The 17,519-nt window shown below is 62.1% G+C and carries 15 protein-coding genes and 4 tRNA genes; 6 read left to right on the forward strand and 13 right to left on the reverse strand.

The annotated features are described in order from the left end of the window. The 11 genes from tuf to BWR02_RS08890 all read right to left on the reverse strand — a co-directional run bounded on the left by tuf (position 1) and on the right by BWR02_RS08890 (position 7,142). Positions 1-1,191 (reverse strand): elongation factor Tu, encoded by a 1,191-nt coding sequence (gene tuf, locus BWR02_RS08840; protein WP_139556295.1) that lies wholly within the window; start codon positions 1,189-1,191, stop codon positions 1-3. Between the two features lie 47 nt (positions 1,192-1,238). Next, positions 1,239-1,314 (reverse strand) — tRNA-Thr (locus tag BWR02_RS08845). 18 nt (positions 1,315-1,332) lie between these two features. Next, positions 1,333-1,406 (reverse strand) — tRNA-Gly (locus tag BWR02_RS08850). Between the two features lie 16 nt (positions 1,407-1,422). Continuing rightward, positions 1,423-1,507 (reverse strand) — tRNA-Tyr (locus BWR02_RS08855). A 59-nt stretch (positions 1,508-1,566) separates the two neighbouring features. After that, entirely contained in the window at positions 1,567-2,157 is a 591-nt protein-coding gene (gene pth, locus BWR02_RS08860; protein ID WP_139557383.1) for an aminoacyl-tRNA hydrolase, read from the reverse strand. Between the two features lie 62 nt (positions 2,158-2,219). Further along, positions 2,220-2,828, reverse strand: coding sequence for a 50S ribosomal protein L25/general stress protein Ctc (locus BWR02_RS08865; RefSeq protein WP_139557384.1), 609 nt, complete (start codon positions 2,826-2,828; stop codon positions 2,220-2,222). Positions 2,829-2,872: 44 nt separating this feature from the next. Continuing rightward, complete coding sequence (locus tag BWR02_RS08870; RefSeq protein WP_139557385.1) at positions 2,873-3,826, reverse strand: ribose-phosphate diphosphokinase; 954 nt, start codon at positions 3,824-3,826, stop codon at positions 2,873-2,875. 42 nt (positions 3,827-3,868) lie between these two features. Continuing rightward, a tRNA-Gln gene (locus BWR02_RS08875) sits at positions 3,869-3,943 on the reverse strand. Between the two features lie 18 nt (positions 3,944-3,961). Continuing rightward, positions 3,962-4,822 (reverse strand): 4-(cytidine 5'-diphospho)-2-C-methyl-D-erythritol kinase, encoded by an 861-nt coding sequence (gene ispE, locus BWR02_RS08880; RefSeq protein ID WP_407941056.1) that lies wholly within the window; start codon positions 4,820-4,822, stop codon positions 3,962-3,964. Between the two features lie 11 nt (positions 4,823-4,833). Beyond that, positions 4,834-5,433, reverse strand: a complete 600-nt coding sequence (gene lolB / locus BWR02_RS08885) for a lipoprotein insertase outer membrane protein LolB (RefSeq protein WP_139557387.1) — start codon at positions 5,431-5,433, stop codon at positions 4,834-4,836. Further along, positions 5,430-7,142 carry a tetratricopeptide repeat protein gene (locus BWR02_RS08890; protein ID WP_236102062.1) on the reverse strand — a complete coding sequence of 571 codons (1,713 nt, stop codon included), beginning with the start codon at positions 7,140-7,142 and terminating at the stop codon, positions 5,430-5,432. The genes lolB and BWR02_RS08890 overlap by 4 nt, the downstream gene beginning before the upstream one ends. Before the next feature lie 285 nt (positions 7,143-7,427). Here BWR02_RS08890 and hemA point away from each other — a divergent pair, with 285 nt between their 5' ends. From hemA to prmC, 3 genes are read left to right on the forward strand one after another with little or no spacing between them, the layout of a single operon-like run. Next, on the forward strand, positions 7,428-8,693 hold the full coding sequence (gene hemA, locus BWR02_RS08895; protein WP_139557388.1) for a glutamyl-tRNA reductase: 1,266 nt from the start codon (positions 7,428-7,430) through the stop codon (positions 8,691-8,693). Next, positions 8,690-9,772, forward strand: a complete 1,083-nt coding sequence (gene prfA / locus BWR02_RS08900) for a peptide chain release factor 1 (RefSeq protein ID WP_139557389.1) — start codon at positions 8,690-8,692, stop codon at positions 9,770-9,772. Before hemA ends, prfA begins: the two co-directional genes overlap by 4 nt. Then, complete coding sequence (prmC, locus tag BWR02_RS08905; RefSeq protein ID WP_236102064.1) at positions 9,750-10,625, forward strand: peptide chain release factor N(5)-glutamine methyltransferase; 876 nt, start codon at positions 9,750-9,752, stop codon at positions 10,623-10,625. The genes prfA and prmC overlap by 23 nt, the downstream gene beginning before the upstream one ends. Positions 10,626-10,668: 43 nt before the next feature. Here the strand turns inward: prmC and metG are convergent, their stop codons facing one another. Then, positions 10,669-12,876, reverse strand: a complete 2,208-nt coding sequence (gene metG, locus BWR02_RS08910) for a methionine--tRNA ligase (protein ID WP_139557390.1) — start codon at positions 12,874-12,876, stop codon at positions 10,669-10,671. A 150-nt stretch (positions 12,877-13,026) separates the two neighbouring features. Between metG and apbC the strand changes: the two genes are divergently transcribed. From apbC to hemL, 3 genes are read left to right on the forward strand one after another with little or no spacing between them, the layout of a single operon-like run. Then, positions 13,027-14,112 carry an iron-sulfur cluster carrier protein ApbC gene (apbC, locus tag BWR02_RS08915; protein WP_139557391.1) on the forward strand — a complete coding sequence of 362 codons (1,086 nt, stop codon included), beginning with the start codon at positions 13,027-13,029 and terminating at the stop codon, positions 14,110-14,112. A gap of 24 nt (positions 14,113-14,136) precedes the next feature. After that, positions 14,137-14,703 (forward strand): dCTP deaminase, encoded by a 567-nt coding sequence (gene dcd / locus BWR02_RS08920; RefSeq protein ID WP_129884061.1) that lies wholly within the window; start codon positions 14,137-14,139, stop codon positions 14,701-14,703. Positions 14,704-14,755: 52 nt separating this feature from the next. Beyond that, positions 14,756-16,036 carry a glutamate-1-semialdehyde 2,1-aminomutase gene (hemL, locus tag BWR02_RS08925; protein ID WP_139557392.1) on the forward strand — a complete coding sequence of 427 codons (1,281 nt, stop codon included), beginning with the start codon at positions 14,756-14,758 and terminating at the stop codon, positions 16,034-16,036. A gap of 67 nt (positions 16,037-16,103) precedes the next feature. On the opposite strand, the gene rho is transcribed toward hemL, so the two are convergent. Further along, complete coding sequence (gene rho / locus BWR02_RS08930) at positions 16,104-17,360, reverse strand: transcription termination factor Rho (protein WP_129884059.1); 1,257 nt, start codon at positions 17,358-17,360, stop codon at positions 16,104-16,106. Positions 17,361-17,519 lie beyond the last annotated feature (159 nt).

Raw genomic sequence — 17,519 nt, forward strand, 5'->3', positions numbered from 1 at the left:
TTACTCGATAACCTTGGAAACGACGCCGGCACCGACGGTACGGCCACCCTCGCGCACCGCGAAGCGCAAACCTTCTTCCATCGCGATCGGCGCAATCAACTTGATCTGCACCTTGATGTTGTCGCCCGGCATCACCATCTCGACACCCTCCGGCAACTCCACCGACCCCGTCACGTCCGTCGTCCGGAAATAGAACTGCGGCCGATACCCATTGAAGAACGGCGTGTGACGACCACCCTCTTCCTTCGACAACACGTAAATCTCGGCCTCGAAATGCGTGTGCGGCGTGATCGATCCCGGCTTCGCCAACACCTGACCGCGCTCGACATCCTCCCGCTTCGTGCCGCGCAGCAGCACACCGCAGTTGTCGCCCGCCACGCCTTCGTCCAGCAACTTGCGGAACATCTCGACACCCGTGCAGGTGGTCTTGACGGTGTCCTTCAAACCCACGATCGAGACTTCGTCACCGACCTTGACCTTGCCACGCTCGACACGACCCGTCACCACCGTGCCACGACCGGAAATCGAAAACACGTCTTCGATCGGCATCAGGAACGGCTTCTCAATGGCCCGCTCCGGCTCCGGAATGTAGCTGTCCAGCGCCGCGACCAGGGCCTCAACCGCCGGCACGCCAATCTCGCTGGTGTCGCCTTCCAGCGCCTTCAGCGCCGAACCCTTGACGATCGGAATGTCATCGCCCGGGAAATCGTACTTCGACAACAACTCACGGACTTCCATCTCGACCAGCTCCAGGAGTTCCGCATCGTCGACCATGTCCGCCTTGTTCAGGAACACCACGATGTACGGCACACCCACCTGACGCGCCAACAGGATGTGCTCCCGCGTCTGCGGCATCGGACCGTCCGCCGCCGAACAAACCAGAATCGCTCCGTCCATCTGCGCCGCACCCGTGATCATGTTCTTCACGTAGTCGGCATGCCCCGGGCAATCCACGTGCGCATAATGCCGGCTCGGCGACTCGTACTCGACATGCGCCGTCGCAATCGTGATGCCCCGCGCCCGCTCCTCCGGTGCATTGTCGATCTGATCGTAGGCCTTGAACTCGCCCCCGAACTTAATCGCCATCACCTTCGTCAGCGCCGCCGTCAGCGTCGTCTTGCCATGGTCCACATGACCAATCGTCCCGACGTTCACGTGCGGCTTCGTGCGTGTAAATTTCTCTTTGGACATCCGCCGATACCCCTGCTCTTAGATTTATTAAAAGTCCTACAGCAAACTGGAGCCCATAACCGGATTTGAACCGGTGACCTCTTCCTTACCAAGGAAGTGCTCTACCGACTGAGCTATATGGGCGCGAACATGTAGCGCACCTGGAGCGGGTGATGGGAATCGAACCCACACAGCCGGCTTGGAAGGCCGGGACTCTACCGTTGAGCTACACCCGCTGGAAACAATCGAAACTGGTGGAGGGGGGAGGATTCGAACCTCCGAAGGCTGAGCCGTCAGATTTACAGTCTGATCCCTTTGACCGCTCGGGAACCCCTCCGAAATTAAGACGGCAATTATCGTCGCAGTTGCGGCAGGCTGTCAACTACCATCATGACATCATCTTTGCGGCAGCGCGTTCAGCACGTTCATCGCCGCAGCGAGATCGCCAGCAATCAGGACGGGAAGCGAGTCGGCGACTCTGCCTACGGCTGCCCTGATCGCCTCCTCCTCGCTGCCCGGCGCTTTCGCCAAAACATAAGCGGCACCCCCCTCTTTCGAGGGTGCGCGCCCGATGCCCAGGCGGAGGCGAGGAAAATCCGCAGTCCCGAGAACAGCGATCAGGTCGCGAAGACCATTGTGCCCGCCATGACCACCGCCAAGCTTCAGCTTCGCCACACCCGGAGCAAAATCCAATTCGTCATGCACCACCAGAATCTCCGCTGGGGAGATATGTCTGTACCGGGCATACGTCTGGACTGGCAGCCCGCTGCGATTCATGAATAACAACGGTTTCAAAAGATGGACAGCTCGACCATTCACAGCGATTTCAGCCGCCTCACATTGCCCACGATTTTCGGACCGAAAAGTTCCGCCATGACGCCGCGAGACTTCCTCGACAAACCAGAACCCGGCGTTATGCCGGGTCCGCTCGTACTGCACACCCGGGTTCCCGAGCCCGACGATGAGCCGGATGCACGTTGGCGCCATGGATCCCTACCCGGACCGACGGGACAATGCTGACTTGTCAGCGCCGCGCCGAGCGTCGAATCTCAGGCTGATTCGTCCGTCGTCTCGGTGCCGGTGCGACTATGCTGAATAGCCACCACAGGCAAGTCATGCTCCGGACCCTGAGCCAACGCCGGCAGCTCGACGTTTGCGGGTAGCTTCAAATCGGACAGATGGAAGGTCTGACCCAGATCGAGGAGCGCGAGGTCGACCTCCAGAAATTCAGGCAGATCAGCCGGAAGGCAGGCGACTTCGACATCGATCAGATTGCGACTGACCATGCCGCCCTTTTTCACGCCCGGGCACGCACCCTCGTTGATGAAATGCAACGGAACATGAACACGGAGCTTCTCGGTCGCGCTGACGCGTTGAAAATCCATGTGCATGACGATTGGCCGACTGGGGTGGCGCTGGAGGGCTTTCAGCACCGCCTTCTCCTCGCGACCGCCAACCCGGATGGTCAGCACGTGGGAATACACTGCCTCGTTGTCCAGCTTCTTCAGCACGTCATTGTGGTCCAGTGAAACCGACACCGGGTCGGCTCCCGCACCATAGATGACGCCCGGGACGCGACTCGTGCGCCGCAGTCGGCGCGCCGCCCCCTTGCCACTCGGGGTTCTCAATTCCGCTTCGAACTCAAATCCGCCTACCATCTTTCTCTCCAAAATACTCTAAGCAGATAAAAACACAGATTCGCTCAGTCCACATACAGGGAACTGACCGACTCACCCATTGCGATACGCCGGATCGTTTCGGCCAACATCTCGGCGATGCTGAGCTGCCGAATCTTCCCGCACGCGGCCGCCTCCGCGCTCAGCGGAATCGTGTCCGTGACGACGAGCTCGTCCAACACGGAGCGGTTGATATTGTCCACCGCGGGCCCGGACAACACGGGATGGGTGCAATAGGCAACCACCCTCAGCGCGCCGTGGTCTTTCAACGCGCCAGCAGCCTTGCAGAGCGTACCGGCGGTGTCGACCAGATCGTCCACCATCACACAGCTACGCCCCTCGACGTCACCAATAATGTTCATGACCGTCGACTCGTTCGCCCGCGGGCGGCGTTTGTCGATGATGGCCAGGTCGGCTTCGTCCAGACGCTTCGCCAAAGCCCTGGCCCGCACGACTCCGCCCACATCCGGCGAGACCACCATGAGCCCCTGATACTTCTGCCGCCAGACATCGCCGAGCAGGATCGGCGACGCATACACGTTGTCCACCGGGACATCGAAGAATCCCTGGATCTGATCCGCGTGCAGGTCGACCGTAAGCACCCGATCAGCGCCCGCCGAGCAGATCATTTTCGCGACCAGCTTGGCGGTAATCGGCACCCGGGCCGACCGGATACGCCGATCCTGCCGCGCATACCCGAAATACGGGATCACGGCAGTGATGACCGAGGCCGAGGATCGCCGCAGCGCATCGATCATGATCAACAACTCCATCAGGTTGTCATTGATCGGAGCGCACGTGGGCTGTACCACGAAAACCTCGCGTCCTCGAACGTGCTCATCGATTTCCAGCTGGATCTCGCCATCACTGAAACGTCCGACGCGAGCCATGCCCAGTCGCATGTTCAGCTTGCGCGCGATGCCCTCCGCGAGAGGGAGATTGGCATTGCAGGAAAAGACCATGAAGGACGCGTCGGACATGGTACTAACCAAGACTGTTTCAGAGAGGATTCGCGCGAAATCTGGCTGGGGCGCTAGGACTCGAACCTAGGAATGACGGGATCAAAACCCGTTGCCTTACCGCTTGGCTACGCCCCAAAAATTAAAGACAGCTCCCTATGGCGCCGGCGGCAGCGCCTGAAGCAAGGGCGAGCGATTGAGTGCCCGCGCCGTGAAACACACCCACTGCGACTCCAACATCTGCTCGGCCGCGCGCTCAGCCTGAGCCTGCTCCTCGAAGGTCGCAAAAACGCACGCACCCGTTCCCGTCAGCCGCGGCTTCGCGCCCAGATCGCTCAAAACCGCGAAGGCAGCCCGAACGGGCCCGTAACGCTCCAGAACCACCGGCAGACAGTGATTCGCGTGGCTGCCGTCGAAAAAAGCGCGTATTGTGACGGGCGGGTTATCCCTTGTCAATTCCGGCGCATTGAACACGTCTGCGGTCGACACATGGCAGGCCGGGACGACAACGAGGAACCAGGGCTCAGGCAAGTCCAGCGGCACAAGCTGCTCCCCAACCCCCTCCCCCCAAGCTGCCCGACCGAACAGGAAGACCGGCACGTCTGCACCGAGCCTCAAGCCCAGGTCCTGCAACTCCTGCAACGTCAAGCCGCATTCCCACAACGCATTCAGGCCAGCGAGAACCGTCGCGGCGTCGGAGCTACCCCCACCGAGGCCGCCACCCATCGGCAGATTTTTCTCGAGCGTAATGTCGACGCCCCGGCGGGTGCCGGTGTGACTTTGCAACAGGGCCGCGGCACGCACCGTCAGGTCCGAGTCTGCAGGCACACCGGGTAGCGGGGTCTGCAGACGGATGCTACCGTCGCTGCGCTCCCGCAGCGTGATCCAGTCGCAGCGGTCGATGAATTGAAACACCGTCTGCAGCAAGTGGTACCCATCCGGCCGTCGCCCCACGATCCGCAGCATCAGGTTCAGCTTGGCGGGCGCCGGCAAGCGCAGCACCTTCGCGTCAACCACGTCCGACGCCCCTACGGCAGAATTTCCCATTCATCGACCACCAGCTTCAGTTTCATTTCATCTCCGCTCGCCGACAGCTTACGCGGCAACGCCACCCCCTGCGCCGACACGAACTGCTCGTAGGCCAGGGACCAGCCTTCCTGCTTCAATTCCCGCAGAAGACCGGCAGCATCGTACCGCGGTACGGCGTCCCGAGCGGGTCGCGGCACACCGATCACCCAGTAGCGGAGACTGGACAATGGCACGGGAAAACCGAGTTCCTGCCGCACCAGCGCTGCGGCATCGCGCGAAGTCTTGACCTCCCCGCGGTCGTCCCGAATCAGGATCCAGTCGTCCTGCAAAACGATCGATACACCACCCTGACTCAGGGGACCGGAAACCTGGACACGGTCCTGCGCGTTCTCGTGTTCCCACCGGATGCTGCCATGGAACCCCTCCGACGCGGTCTGGGCTCCGATGCGACCCACCATCCGCCAGTGGGTCAACCCGAGCAACCGACTTTGAGCGTCAGGCGTTGCAGCGACCGGGGGCAAGCGCGGAGCACAGCCCGACGCTGCGAGGCCGAGCAAGAGGGAGATCAGGGCACAGTAAACCCCAGTCCGGACGCTCACCGCAGAAACGCTTCCCGGTACTTGGACCGTATGCGCTGCATCTCCCGATGTTCCGGATCCTTGCTCAAGGCACCCCGCCACACGCGCCGCGCTTCTTCCCTGCGCCCGCTTTCCCACAATACTTCGCCCAGGTGGGCGGCGATCTCCGGGTCCTTGAAAAGACGGTGGGCACGCTCGAGATAATCCAGCGCGACATCGAGCTTACCCAGGCGATAGTGGAGCCAACCCCAACTGTCCATCACCGCCGGATCATTCGGTTTCAGTTGCATCGCCCGCGCGATGAGGGACTTCGCCTCGTCGAGCCTCAGATTGCGATCGGCCAGTGTAAAGCCGAGCGCATTCAACGCATTCGCATCGTTGGGGCTCTTCTCGATGACGGCGCGAAGATCGGCCTCGAGGAGATCGGCACGACCCAACTGGTCGGCAATCAGCGCCCGGCTGTACAGGAGTTCTGCCCGCCCCGGATCCTCGGCCAGTGCCGAGGTCAGTAGATCGAAAGCCGCCTGCGGCTCCTTACGCTTCACGAGGAGGTCGGCCTCGACCAGATACAGGCGCAGCGACTCGTTCGGAAAGCGCTGACGCAGTTCGCTAAGCCGGCCGCGCGCTTCGTCCACGCGTCCGAGACTGACCAGTACGGTCACCGCGTTGACTCGCGCGTCGAACTCACTGGGCCCCGAGTCGACACTATCGAAAAAGACCAGCGCCTCCGGTAGGTGGTTTTGACGCAGTTCGAGCAGACCGAGGTAGAAACTGGCCTGTCCGCGCCACTTCTCGGTACCCAGCAGTTTGCGCAACTCGGCCCGCGCCGAATCTTCCTTGCCGGTCTCCAGCAGCAGCACCGCGAGACCGAATCGCGCATCATCGTTACCCGGATCACGGGACAGAACGCCTTTCAGTTCCCGCTCTGCGCCACGCAGATCGCCCGTCTTGGTCAGGAATTGCGCCAGTATCAGACGCAGTCGATCGTTAGCGGGATCGCGGCTTACGGCCTTGCGAATGATATCTCGCGCCGACTCGGAGTCACCCATTTGTGACATCAACTGAGCCTGTAGCAATTGCGCGCGACTCCACCGTGGCTGCATCGACAGGGCTTTCTGCGTCTGATCGAGCGCCAGCGCATATTCGCCCTTGTTGGTGGCAAGCAACGCATACGCGAAGTGGACCTCGGCGACATGCGGGAAGGCCTCCTGAAGCGACTTCATCACACGCAGGCCGTCTTCCTTCGACAACTCACCGTCCAGCATCTTGACCAATTCGATCAGCGTGCTCTCGACATCGACCGACGGCAGGCTCAACAGCGTGCGCAACTGAGCCACCCCCTGTTCGAGATTGCCCTGCTTCAAATTCAGGATCGCGGAAATTCGCTTCGGGGCCGTGTTCGACGGATCGCGTTGGCTCCACAGAGCCGCCGCTTCCGCCGCACTGCCGAGATTTTTGGCGTAGAGGGCTATCTGTGTCGCACGCTCTGCCACCTTGGGATCGGGGGTGAGCTTCGCGGCTTCGAGGTAATGCTCCAGTGCGCCTGCGTAATCGCCCCGCTGTCCAGCGATTTCGGCGCTGAGCACCAGATAGACATACTCCGAGGCCTGGGGCAACGGGGAATGGCTGGTTCGCAGGTCGTTCGAGGCAAAATCCACCCCATTGCGAGCCGTTCCGAAAAGCCCATTGCAGGCAACCAGCAGCGCGGCCAGCACAAGGCCGGGAAGCAAAGGTCTCAAGATGGAAATCACAATTGGCGCAACAACAGTCCGCGGGTCATGTCTGAAACCGCAACCGTCTGCGCGCACGGCCCGCAGCGCAGGCCACCCCCCCTCCAACGAACGGCAGGAATGCTGCCGAACAAAGGAACGAGCGTAAGGTCAAGCGATCTGAGGTTTCCGTAAGCGACACGTCGAAATGGAAGGCTGGCCGCAGCGCGCTATGACGTTGCGCTTTGGACTTGAGGACGGGCTTTTTTTACAATTATACGCTTGATCGCCGCGATATTTCAGTAGATGTCGATTTTGACTTTGGGCTTAAGCCATCATACCGCCCCGCTTTGCGTTCGGGAACGGTTAGTGCTGCCCTCTGATCGGCTGGCCTCTGCGTTGCGCGATCTTGTCGCGATACCTGACGTGGAAGGTGCAGCGATTCTCTCGACCTGCAATCGGACCGAGCTGTACTGTGAATCGGACGTGACCCAGAGCGAGGTGCTCATCGACTGGATCGCTCGCCAGCAGCAAATGTCACCCGGTGATATCCGCCCCTATCTCTATCAGCACCGCGGCGCCGACACGATTCGTCACATGTTCCGGGTCGCCAGTGGACTCGACTCGATGGTTCTGGGGGAACCGCAGATCCTCGGCCAGTTGAAGCAGGCTTACCAGACGGCCAATGCGGCCGGCACACTCGGCAAGGTCCTGAGCCGGCTCTTTCACCATGCGTTCTCGGCCGCTAAGAAAGTTCGTACCGATACGGCGATCGGATCCAGCCCCGTATCGGTCGCGTTCGCTGCTGTGCGGCTGGCACAGCGCATCTTCGACGACCTGAGCGAGCAGACTGCGCTGCTGATCGGCGCCGGCGATACCATAGAGCTCACTGCGCGCCACCTCGCCGAAAACAGGATCGGCCGCCTGATCGTTGCCAACCGGACATTTGACCGGGCCCATGCGCTGGCATCTCAGTTTGGCGGCTTTGCAATCTCGCTCGACGAGTTGCCGCTGCATCTGGCCAAGGCGGACATTCTCGTCTCGTCCACCTCCAGTCCGCTACCGATACTCGGCAAGGGAAGCGTGGAGAGCGCGATCCGCGCGCGCAAGCACAAACCGATGTTCATGGTCGATCTCGCCGTACCACGCGACATCGAAGCCGAAGTCGAACAACTCCCCGACGCCTACCTTTACACCGTCGACGATCTCAAGGACACGATTGAAGAGAACTTTGAATCGCGTCGTGAAGCGGCCAAGAAGGCTGAGGAGATCCTCGACGTCGAGGTGGCACATTTCGTCGGGTGGCTCAGAGCGCAGGGAGTAAACACGACCATCTGCGATGTCCGGGCACATGCTCAGGAATTGCGCGACCGCGCCTTGTCGAAAGCACTGCGCGCCCTACGCAACGGGCGGGCGCCCGAAGACGCGTTACAATTGCTGGCCGACACGCTGACCAACCAGCTGCTGCACACCCCCAGCCTGCAGATCCGCATGGCGGGCATCAATGAACGCCCCGATCTTGTCGCCGCGGCTCGGGAACTCTTTCAGCTCAAGGACCCCTCCGACCCGTGAAGGCGAGCATCCAGACCCGACTCGAAAGCCTGTCCGACCGCTTCGACGAAATCACGGCGCTGCTGACCGACCCCGAGGTACAGGGCGATCAGGACCGCTTCCGATCCCTGAGCCGTGAGTATGCCCAGCTGAACCCGGTGATCACCTGTTTTCGCGCCTACCGCGACGCACTGGACGCCGTCGTCTATGCCGAATCACTACAACAGGATCCGGATCCCGAAGTGCGCGCCATGGCGCGCGAGGAATTGGGCGACGCTGAAGCCAAACGCGACGAACTGGACCAGCAACTCCAGATCCTGCTGCTGCCCCGCGATCCGAACGACGAACGCAATATCTTTCTCGAGGTCCGGGCCGGCACCGGAGGCGCGGAAGCGGCCTTGTTCGCGGGCGATCTGCTGCGCATGTACACGCGCTATGCCGAAATCTCCGGCTGGAAAACGGAGATCGTCAGCGAAAGTGAAGGAGAGCATGGCGGGTACAAGGAAGTTGTCTTGCGGATCACGGGCCAGGATGTTTATTCGCGGCTGAAGTTCGAGGCCGGCACCCACCGCGTGCAGCGTGTGCCGGAGACCGAAGCCCAGGGCCGCATTCACACATCGGCCTGCACCGTCGCAATCCTCCCCGAGGTCGACGAGGTCGAGGTCGACATCAATCCGGCCGACCTGCGCGTGGACACCTACCGCGCCTCGGGCGCAGGGGGGCAGCACGTGAACCGTACCGACTCGGCAGTGCGCCTGACGCATATCCCCACGGGCATCGTCGTCGAATGCCAGGATGAGCGTTCGCAGCATAAAAACCGCGCCCGCGCGATGTCGCTGCTGAAATCGCGCATCCTGGCCGCCGAACAGGAAAAGCAGAGCGCCGAAATCGCCGCGTCGCGGAAACTGCAGGTGGGTAGCGGCGATCGCTCAGAGCGCATCCGGACCTACAACTTCCCGCAAGGCCGGCTGACGGATCATCGCATCAACCTGACCTTGTACAAACTCGATGCGATCATCGCCGGAGACCTTGATCCGGTCATCCAGCCGCTGACCAACGAGCATCAGGCCGAATTGCTTGCCCAGCTTTCTGAAGCCTGACGGACCGGCGCCGACTCTGGCCGAGGCGCTCCGTACTGCCTCGCGTCGGCTCGAGACCGCCAGCCCGTCGGCACTGCTCGATGCCGAGATCCTGCTGGCCCATGTGCTCGGGAAATCCCGCACCTACCTTCGCGCGTGGCCAGAGGCATCTCTGGAACCGGAACCGCAGGCGCTTTTCGACGCATTGATCGAACGGCGCGTCAACGGCGCACCGATTGCTTATCTGACCGGGTCACGCGAATTCTGGTCCCGGGACTTTATCGTGACACCCGCGGTCTTGATCCCGCGCCCGGAAACGGAGCTGCTGGTGGAGATGGCGCTAGCCCACCTTCGTGAGCACCCGACCGCTGCGGTACTCGACCTTGCGACCGGCAGCGGCGCCATTGCCGTGACGCTGGCAACCGAGTATCGGACCGCCACCGTGTCCGCCTCCGATATCAGCGCTCCCGCACTGGCGGTCGCTCGACGCAATGCGGCCCGCTGGGGAGCCGCGGTGCGTTTCTTGGAATCCGACTGGTTCGCAAATTTGCCGGCCGGGCTGGAGTTCGATCTGATCGTCTCGAACCCGCCGTATATTCCGGACACCGACCCGCACCTAAGAGAGGGCGACCTCCGATTTGAACCACCGATCGCGTTGCAGGGAGGGCCGGACGGCATGGCTGCCTACCGAACTATCGCCGAGCAGGCCTGCGCGCGCCTGCGCCCGAACGGTGTGTTGCTGCTGGAACACGGCTTCGATCAGGCCCATGCCGTTGGCGCACTTCTGAAGCAGCACCGGTACCGCCACATCGACCATCACGCCGACCTTCAGGGGCACTGGCGTGCGACCTGCGCGACGGCCCCCGAAAGGTGAGCCGCTGTGCCGGCGCGGAGCCCTGAAGCTGCCGGAAACCCAGCTACTTGACGCGCATCCCGGGCTGCGCGCCGGCATCGGGCGACAGCAGGAAGATGTCCGCACCACCAGGTCCGGCCGCGAGCACCATGCCCTCGGACAGGCCGAACTTCATCTTGCGCGGCGCCAGATTCGCGACCATGACCGTCAACCGCCCGATCAATGCTTCGGGCGGATAGGCCGACTTGATGCCGGCGAACACTGTCCGGTTCTCGTTGCCGAGATCCAGCGTCAGCTTCAGCAACTTGTCCGCCCCCTCGACATGCTCGGCGTTCGCGATCTTCGCCACGCGCAGATCGAGCTTGACGAAATCGTCGATCGTGATCGTTTCGGCAACGGGGTGAATCTCGTGCTGCTGATGCTCGCTGGGCTTGGCCGACGAGCGGACCGGCACGTCCGTCGCTGCCAAGCTGGCCTGATTGGCAGCGACCAGCGAATCGACGCGCACCTTGTCGATACGTGTCAGCAAGTGCTGATAAGGATTGATGCGGTGCCCCGCCGTCAACGGCGTACCCGCATCCTCCCAACGCAGCGGCGGTACGGCCAGAAACGTCTCGACGGCCTCGACGACGGCCGGCAACACCGGCTTCAGGTACACGGTCAGGATACGGAACAAGTTGAGACTTAGCGAACAGATGCGCTGCACATCCGCCTCGCGGCCCGGTTGTTTGGCGAGTGCCCACGGCGCCTGATCGTTCACATACTGGTTGACGCGGTCGGCGGCCAGCATGATCTCGCGCATTGCCTTTGCGCAGTCCAACTTTTCATAGCCCGCCTGCGCGCGAAACCCCGCCGCCAGCACACCTGCGGCCGTCGCGATGGCATCGTCCGCAGGTTCGGTCGCTTCCGCGCCGTGAAGCTCACGCCACTCCTGCGCCGCGAGCAGCCCGACTCCGAACTCGCCGAGGATCTCATTGGCGTAGTGCTGACCGCGATGGATCACCTGACGATACGCATCGAAAACCCGCTGGACTGGCGGCTCCGGCGCGGCGAGTTCTCCGCCGCAGCGCTCGGAAATGAACTTCGCGGTACGGCTCGCGATGTTGACATATTTACCGACCAGATCGCTGTTGACGCGCAGCACGAAGTCATCGAGGTTCAGGTCGATGTCTTCCATGGTGCCGTTCAGCTTGCAGGCGTAGTAGTAGCGCAGCCATTCGGGATTCAGCCCCTGCTGCAGATAACTTTCCGCCGTAATGAAGGTACCCCGGGATTTCGACATTTTCTCGCCGTTCACGGTCAGGAAACCGTGCGCGAAGATCCGGGTCGGCGTGCGGAAGCCGGAATAACGCAGCATGGCCGGCCAGAACAGGGCATGGAAGTACAGGATGTCCTTGCCGATGAAGTGGTACAACTCGGTATCGGAATCCGCATGCCAGTATTCCTCGAAATCGAGGCCGGTGCGGCCACACAGTTTTGCGAAGCTGCCCATGTAGCCGATCGGCGCGTCCAGCCAGACATAAAAATATTTCCCCGGCGCCTCCGGGATCTCGAAGCCGAAATACGGCGCATCGCGCGAAATATCCCAATCCGCCAGTCCTGACTCCAGCCACTCGTTCATCTTGTTCGCAGCTTCGGACTGCAGGTGACCGGCCCGGGTCCACTCCTTGAGGAATACCGCACATTCGCCGAGCTTGAAGAAGTAGTGCTCGGACTCCTTCCGGATCGGCGGAGCCCCCGAGATGGCCGAGTACGCATTGATCAGGTCGGTGGGCGCATAGGTCGCGCCGCAGGCCTCGCAGCTGTCCCCATACTGATCCACCGCGTGGCAGCGCGGACACTCGCCCTTGATGAAGCGGTCGGGCAGGAACATCGCCTTGACCGGATCGTAATACTGTTCGATCGCCCGCATCTCGATCAGGCCCTTGTCGCGCAGCGCGCGGTAGATACGCTCCGCAAAAACGCGCGTCTCGTCGGAATGCGTCGTGTAGTAATTGTCGAACTCGACCCGGAAACCGGCGAAATCGCGCGAATGCTCGGCGTGCACGCGAGCGATCAACTCTTCGGCGGGAATACCTTCCTTCTCCGCGCGGAGCATGATCGGCGTGCCATGTGTGTCGTCCGCGCAGACATACCAGCATTCGTGCCCCTGCATCCGCTGGAAACGCACCCAGATGTCGGTCTGGATGTATTCGACCAGGTGGCCGAGATGGATGGGGCCATTGGCGTAAGGCAGGGCGCTGGTGACCAGGATTCTTCGCGGCGTGTTCATCGGGTTGATGCAGTCCATAGGGCAAGCCCATCATTATCCCATATCCGCCGGGCGGCTCGTTCGCGGCGCCCTACAGCCGCCCCGCCACTGCGACGGCCGCGGCCTCACCGTGTACAATGACAGGCTCAATCGACCGGCAGATTTTCCCGCATGTCTCTCTCGAACAACGACGTAGAAGCCGTTCTCCGCACTCTGATCGATCCCAACCTCGGCAGCGATCTGATCAGCGCCAAAGCCGTCAAGCAGATCGCGATCGACGGCACGTCCATCGAGCTATGCGTGCGGCTCGGTTATCCGGCCCGCAGCTTCTGGCCCGAACTGACCGAAGCCATTCGCGAGAGCCTGACGGCCACCCTCGGCGCGACGGCAGTGAGCATCGACATCGGCACAGAGGTCGTCTCGCACGCGGTGCAAAAGAATCTGGCACCACTGCCCGGTGTCCGGAACATCATCGCGATCGCCTCCGGCAAGGGCGGCGTCGGCAAGTCGACGACCGCCGTCAACCTTGCGCTCGCGCTCGCCGCCGAGGGCGCCCGCACGGGCCTGCTCGATGCCGACATCTACGGCCCGAGTCAGCCCCTGATGCTCGGCGTCACAGGACGCCCCCAGACGGACGGCAAGCGCTTCTCGCCAGTCACGGCGCTTGGCTTGCAAACCATGTCCATCGGCTACCTGATCGATGACGACACGCCGATGATCTGGCGCGGCCCGATGGTCACCGGCGCGCTGACGCAGCTGCTGAAGGACACGAGCTGGGACGATCTCGACTATCTTGTCATCGACCTACCGCCCGGCACCGGGGACATCCAGCTGACCCTCGCGCAGCAGATCCCCGTTTCCGGGGCCGTCATCGTCACGACACCTCAGGATATCGCGCTGCTCGACGCGCAGAAGGGGCTCAAGATGTTCGAAAAGGTCAGCGTCCCGGTCCTCGGTCTGATCGAGAACATGAGCATCCATATCTGCAGCCAGTGCGGGCACGCCGAGCCGATCTTCGGCGCCGGCGGCGGACACCGGATGGCGGAGCGCTATGGCGTGGAGTTGCTCGGTGCCCTGCCGCTGGACATCCGGATCCGGGAAGCGGCAGACGGCGGACATCCGACCGTGATCTCCGACCCGGAGGGCAGCGCGGCTCAGATGTACAAATCCATCGCCCGCAAAATGGCGGCGCGTCTCGCGCGAAAAGCCAAGGACTACAGCGGCCGGTTTCCCAAGATCACCGTCACGAACACCTGAACCTCCGCCGCCTGACACGACATTATGGGTATCAAGTCGGACCGCTGGATCCGCTGCATGGCCGCCGAGCACGGTATGATCGAACCGTTCGAACCGCAGCAGATCCGTCACGCCGCCGGTGAGCGCGTCATTTCGTACGGCACGTCGAGCTACGGCTACGACATCCGCTGCTCGAACGAATTCAAGATCTTCACCAACATCAACTCGGCCATCGTCGACCCGAAGAATTTCGACGAAAGCAGCTTCGTGGACGTCAAGTCCGAGGTCTGCATCATTCCACCGAACAGCTTCGTGCTGGCCCGTACGGTCGAGTACTTCCGGATCCCGCGCGACGTGCTGACGATTTGCCTTGGCAAGTCGACCTATGCCCGCTGCGGCATCATCGTGAATGTCACCCCTCTGGAGCCCGAGTGGGAAGGCCACGTGACGCTCGAGTTCTCCAACACGACACCGCTGCCGGCAAAAGTCTACGCCAACGAGGGGGTGGCCCAGGTGCTGTTCATTGGCGCCGACGAGCCATGCGAAGTTTCCTACCGCGATCGCGGCGGCAAGTATCAGGGCCAGACCGGCGTCACCCTGCCCAAGGCCTGACCTGCCGCACCGTCCGCCGCCGAATACAGCCCCTCCCCGAGGAGTCCACATCATGAATGCATCCCACGATGCTTTTCTGGAAGCCCAGCAGTACATTCCGGGCGGCGTCAACTCGCCGGTCCGAGCGTTCCGTGTGGTCGGCGGCGATCCGCTGTTCATTGCGCGCGCGGCAGGCCCCTACCTCTACGACACCGCTGGTCGCGCCTACATCGATTACGTCGGCTCCTGGGGTCCGATGGTTCTCGGCCACGCCCATCCCGAGGTGTTGAGCGCGGTACATGCCGCCGTGGACCGAGGCCTCAGCTACGGTGCGCCGACCTTGATCGAAACGGAGATGGCAAGGCGACTGTGCGAACTGGTGCCCTCGCTGGAACTCGTCCGCATGGTCAGTTCCGGGACCGAGGCAACGATGAGCGCGATCCGGCTGGCGCGCGGCTACACCGGGCGTGACAAGATCCTCAAGTTCGAAGGCTGTTATCACGGTCATTCCGACTCGCTGCTCGTCAAGGCCGGTTCGGGGGCGCTGACGCTCGGCGTGCCGAGCTCTCCCGGCGTGCCCGCCTCGCTCGCCGAACACACGCTGACCGCCGCCTTCAACGACAGCGAACAGACCGAGCTGCTCTTTGCCGAGTATGGGGAGCAGATCGCGGGGGTCATCGTCGAGCCAGTGGCCGGCAACATGAATTGCGTGCCGCCTGCTCCCGGCTTTCTGGAGACACTGCGCGAGCAATGCACACGCTACGGCAGCGTGTTGATTTTCGACGAAGTGATGACCGGTTTTCGGGTCGGTATCGGCGGCGCCCAGGCGTTGTACGGCGTCATACCCGACCTGACGACACTCGGGAAGGTGGTCGGCGGCGGAATGCCGGTCGGCGCGTTCGGCGGCCGGCGCGACATCATGGAGCGGATCGCACCGCTTGGTCCCGTCTATCAGGCAGGGACCCTGTCGGGAAATCCCGTCGCGATGACCGCCGGACTGAAGACCCTGGAATTGATCGCGAGACCGGGGTTCTTCGAGCGGCTTGCCGACCTGACACGTTATCTGACGGAAGGACTCAGTGAGCGGGCGCTAAGGGCGGGAATTCCGTTTATGACGCAGCTCGTCGGCGGCATGTTCGGGATGTTCTTCACTCCCGAGGCGGAAATCGCCCGTTTCGAGCAGGTCATGGCCTGCGACCAGGAGCGGTTTCGCCGCTTTTTCCATGGCATGCTGGAGGAAGGCGTCTATCTCGCCCCGTCAGCTTTCGAAGCGGGATTCGTCTCGATTGCCCACGACGAACCCGTGATAGACCAGACACTGGCAGCGGCGGAACGCGTTTTCGCCCGCCTTTAGTCGGGAACACGGCGAGCGAAGGCTGACGCGCCTGGCGGCGCGCTTGCGTGAAGCTCGCTGACCAATGTCACCGCTTCATCATGTTGAAGAACTCGACGTTCGTCTTGGTGTCCTTCAGCTTGCCGAGGAGGAATTCGCTGGCCGCCATTTCGTCCATCGGCTGGAGTATCTTGCGCAGGATCCAGCATTTCTGCAGTTCGTCCGCCGGCACCAGGTATTCTTCGCGGCGGGTCCCCGACCGGTTGATATTGATCGCCGGATAGACACGTTTCTCGGCAATCTTGCGGTCCAGGTGCAGTTCCATGTTGCCGGTGCCCTTGAACTCCTCGTAAATCACCTCGTCCATGCGCGAGCCGGTATCTACCAGCGCTGTGGCGATGATGGTCAGGCTGCCACCTTCCTCGATGTTGCGTGCGGCACCAAAGAAGCGCTTCGGCCGTTCCAGCGCATTGGCGTCGACACCACCGGTCAGGACCTTGCCCGAAGGCGGGATCACGGTGTTGTAGGCACGTGCGAGGCGGGTGATGGAGTCGAGCAGAATCACCACATCCCGCTTGTGCTCGACGAGGCGTTTGGCCTTCTCGATCACCATCTCGGCGACCTGCACGTGCCGGGCGGGCGGTTCGTCGAAGGTGCTCGACACCACGACCCCCTTCACGCTGCGCTGCATCTCGGTGACTTCCTCGGGGCGCTCGTCGATCAGCAGCACGATCAGGTAGCACTCCGGATTCTTCTCGGCGATTGATTGCGCCAGATGCTGCAGGATCATCGTCTTGCCGGCCTTCGGCGGCGACACGATCAAGCCGCGCTGCCCCTTGCCGATGGGCGCGATCAGATCGATCACACGTGCCGTCAGGTCCTCCGTCGTGCCGTTGCCCAACTCCAGTGTGAAACGCTCGACCGGAAACAGCGGCGTCAGATTCGAGAACAGGATCTTGTGCTTGGCGTTTTCGGGCGGCTCGTAGTTGATCTGCTCGACCTTGAGCATCGCAAAGTAGCGTTCGCTGTCTTTCGGCGGCCTGATCTTGCCCGAAATGGTGTCCCCGGTCCGTAGACTGAACCGCCGGATCTGGCTAGGCGACACGTAGATATCGTCCGGACCGGCCAGGTATGAACTGTCGGTCGAGCGCAGGAAGCCGAAGCCATCCTGCAAGATCTCCAGCACCCCGTCCCCATAGATGTCCTCGCCATTTTTCGCGAGTTTCTTGAGCATCGAGAAGATCAGGTCTTGCTTGCGGGTGCGGGCCACGCCCTCGATGTCCATCGACTCGGCGAGTTGGATGAGTTCGGATACGGGCTTGCGCTTCAGATCGGTCAGGTTCATGGCGTTAGAGCACGGCAGGATGATGCGAGGAACGAGAGTCTCGGAGATTCGGAAGGAAGATCCCGGGAAGGGAGCCTGAGCAGGCGGGCTTCCGCGACGTACGCGGAGCAGGGATCTACGGATGTGAACGATCGTAGATTACCACATGGGCCGCGCTCC

This window comes from Methylotetracoccus oryzae, assembly GCF_006175985.1.
Lineage (GTDB): Bacteria > Pseudomonadota > Gammaproteobacteria > Methylococcales > Methylococcaceae > Methylotetracoccus > Methylotetracoccus oryzae.

What these genes read in the sequence shown, in the direction of transcription:
- hemL (WP_139557392.1), top strand. Translation starts at nt 14,756, where the DNA reads ATGAATGCATCCCACGATGCTTTTCTGGAAGCCCAGCAGTACATTCCG.
- dcd (WP_129884061.1), top strand. Translation starts at nt 14,137, where the DNA reads ATGGGTATCAAGTCGGACCGCTGGATCCGCTGCATGGCCGCCGAGCAC.
- hemA (WP_139557388.1), top strand. Translation starts at nt 7,428, where the DNA reads ATGTCGATTTTGACTTTGGGCTTAAGCCATCATACCGCCCCGCTTTGC.
- BWR02_RS08870 (WP_139557385.1), bottom strand. Translation starts at nt 3,826, where the DNA reads ATGTCCGACGCGTCCTTCATGGTCTTTTCCTGCAATGCCAATCTCCCT.
- metG (WP_139557390.1), bottom strand. Translation starts at nt 12,876, where the DNA reads ATGAACACGCCGCGAAGAATCCTGGTCACCAGCGCCCTGCCTTACGCC.
- apbC (WP_139557391.1), top strand. Translation starts at nt 13,027, where the DNA reads ATGTCTCTCTCGAACAACGACGTAGAAGCCGTTCTCCGCACTCTGATC.
- tuf (WP_139556295.1), bottom strand. Translation starts at nt 1,191, where the DNA reads ATGTCCAAAGAGAAATTTACACGCACGAAGCCGCACGTGAACGTCGGG.
- BWR02_RS08865 (WP_139557384.1), bottom strand. Translation starts at nt 2,828, where the DNA reads ATGGTAGGCGGATTTGAGTTCGAAGCGGAATTGAGAACCCCGAGTGGC.
- rho (WP_129884059.1), bottom strand. Translation starts at nt 17,360, where the DNA reads ATGAACCTGACCGATCTGAAGCGCAAGCCCGTATCCGAACTCATCCAA.
- pth (WP_139557383.1), bottom strand. Translation starts at nt 2,157, where the DNA reads ATGGCGCCAACGTGCATCCGGCTCATCGTCGGGCTCGGGAACCCGGGT.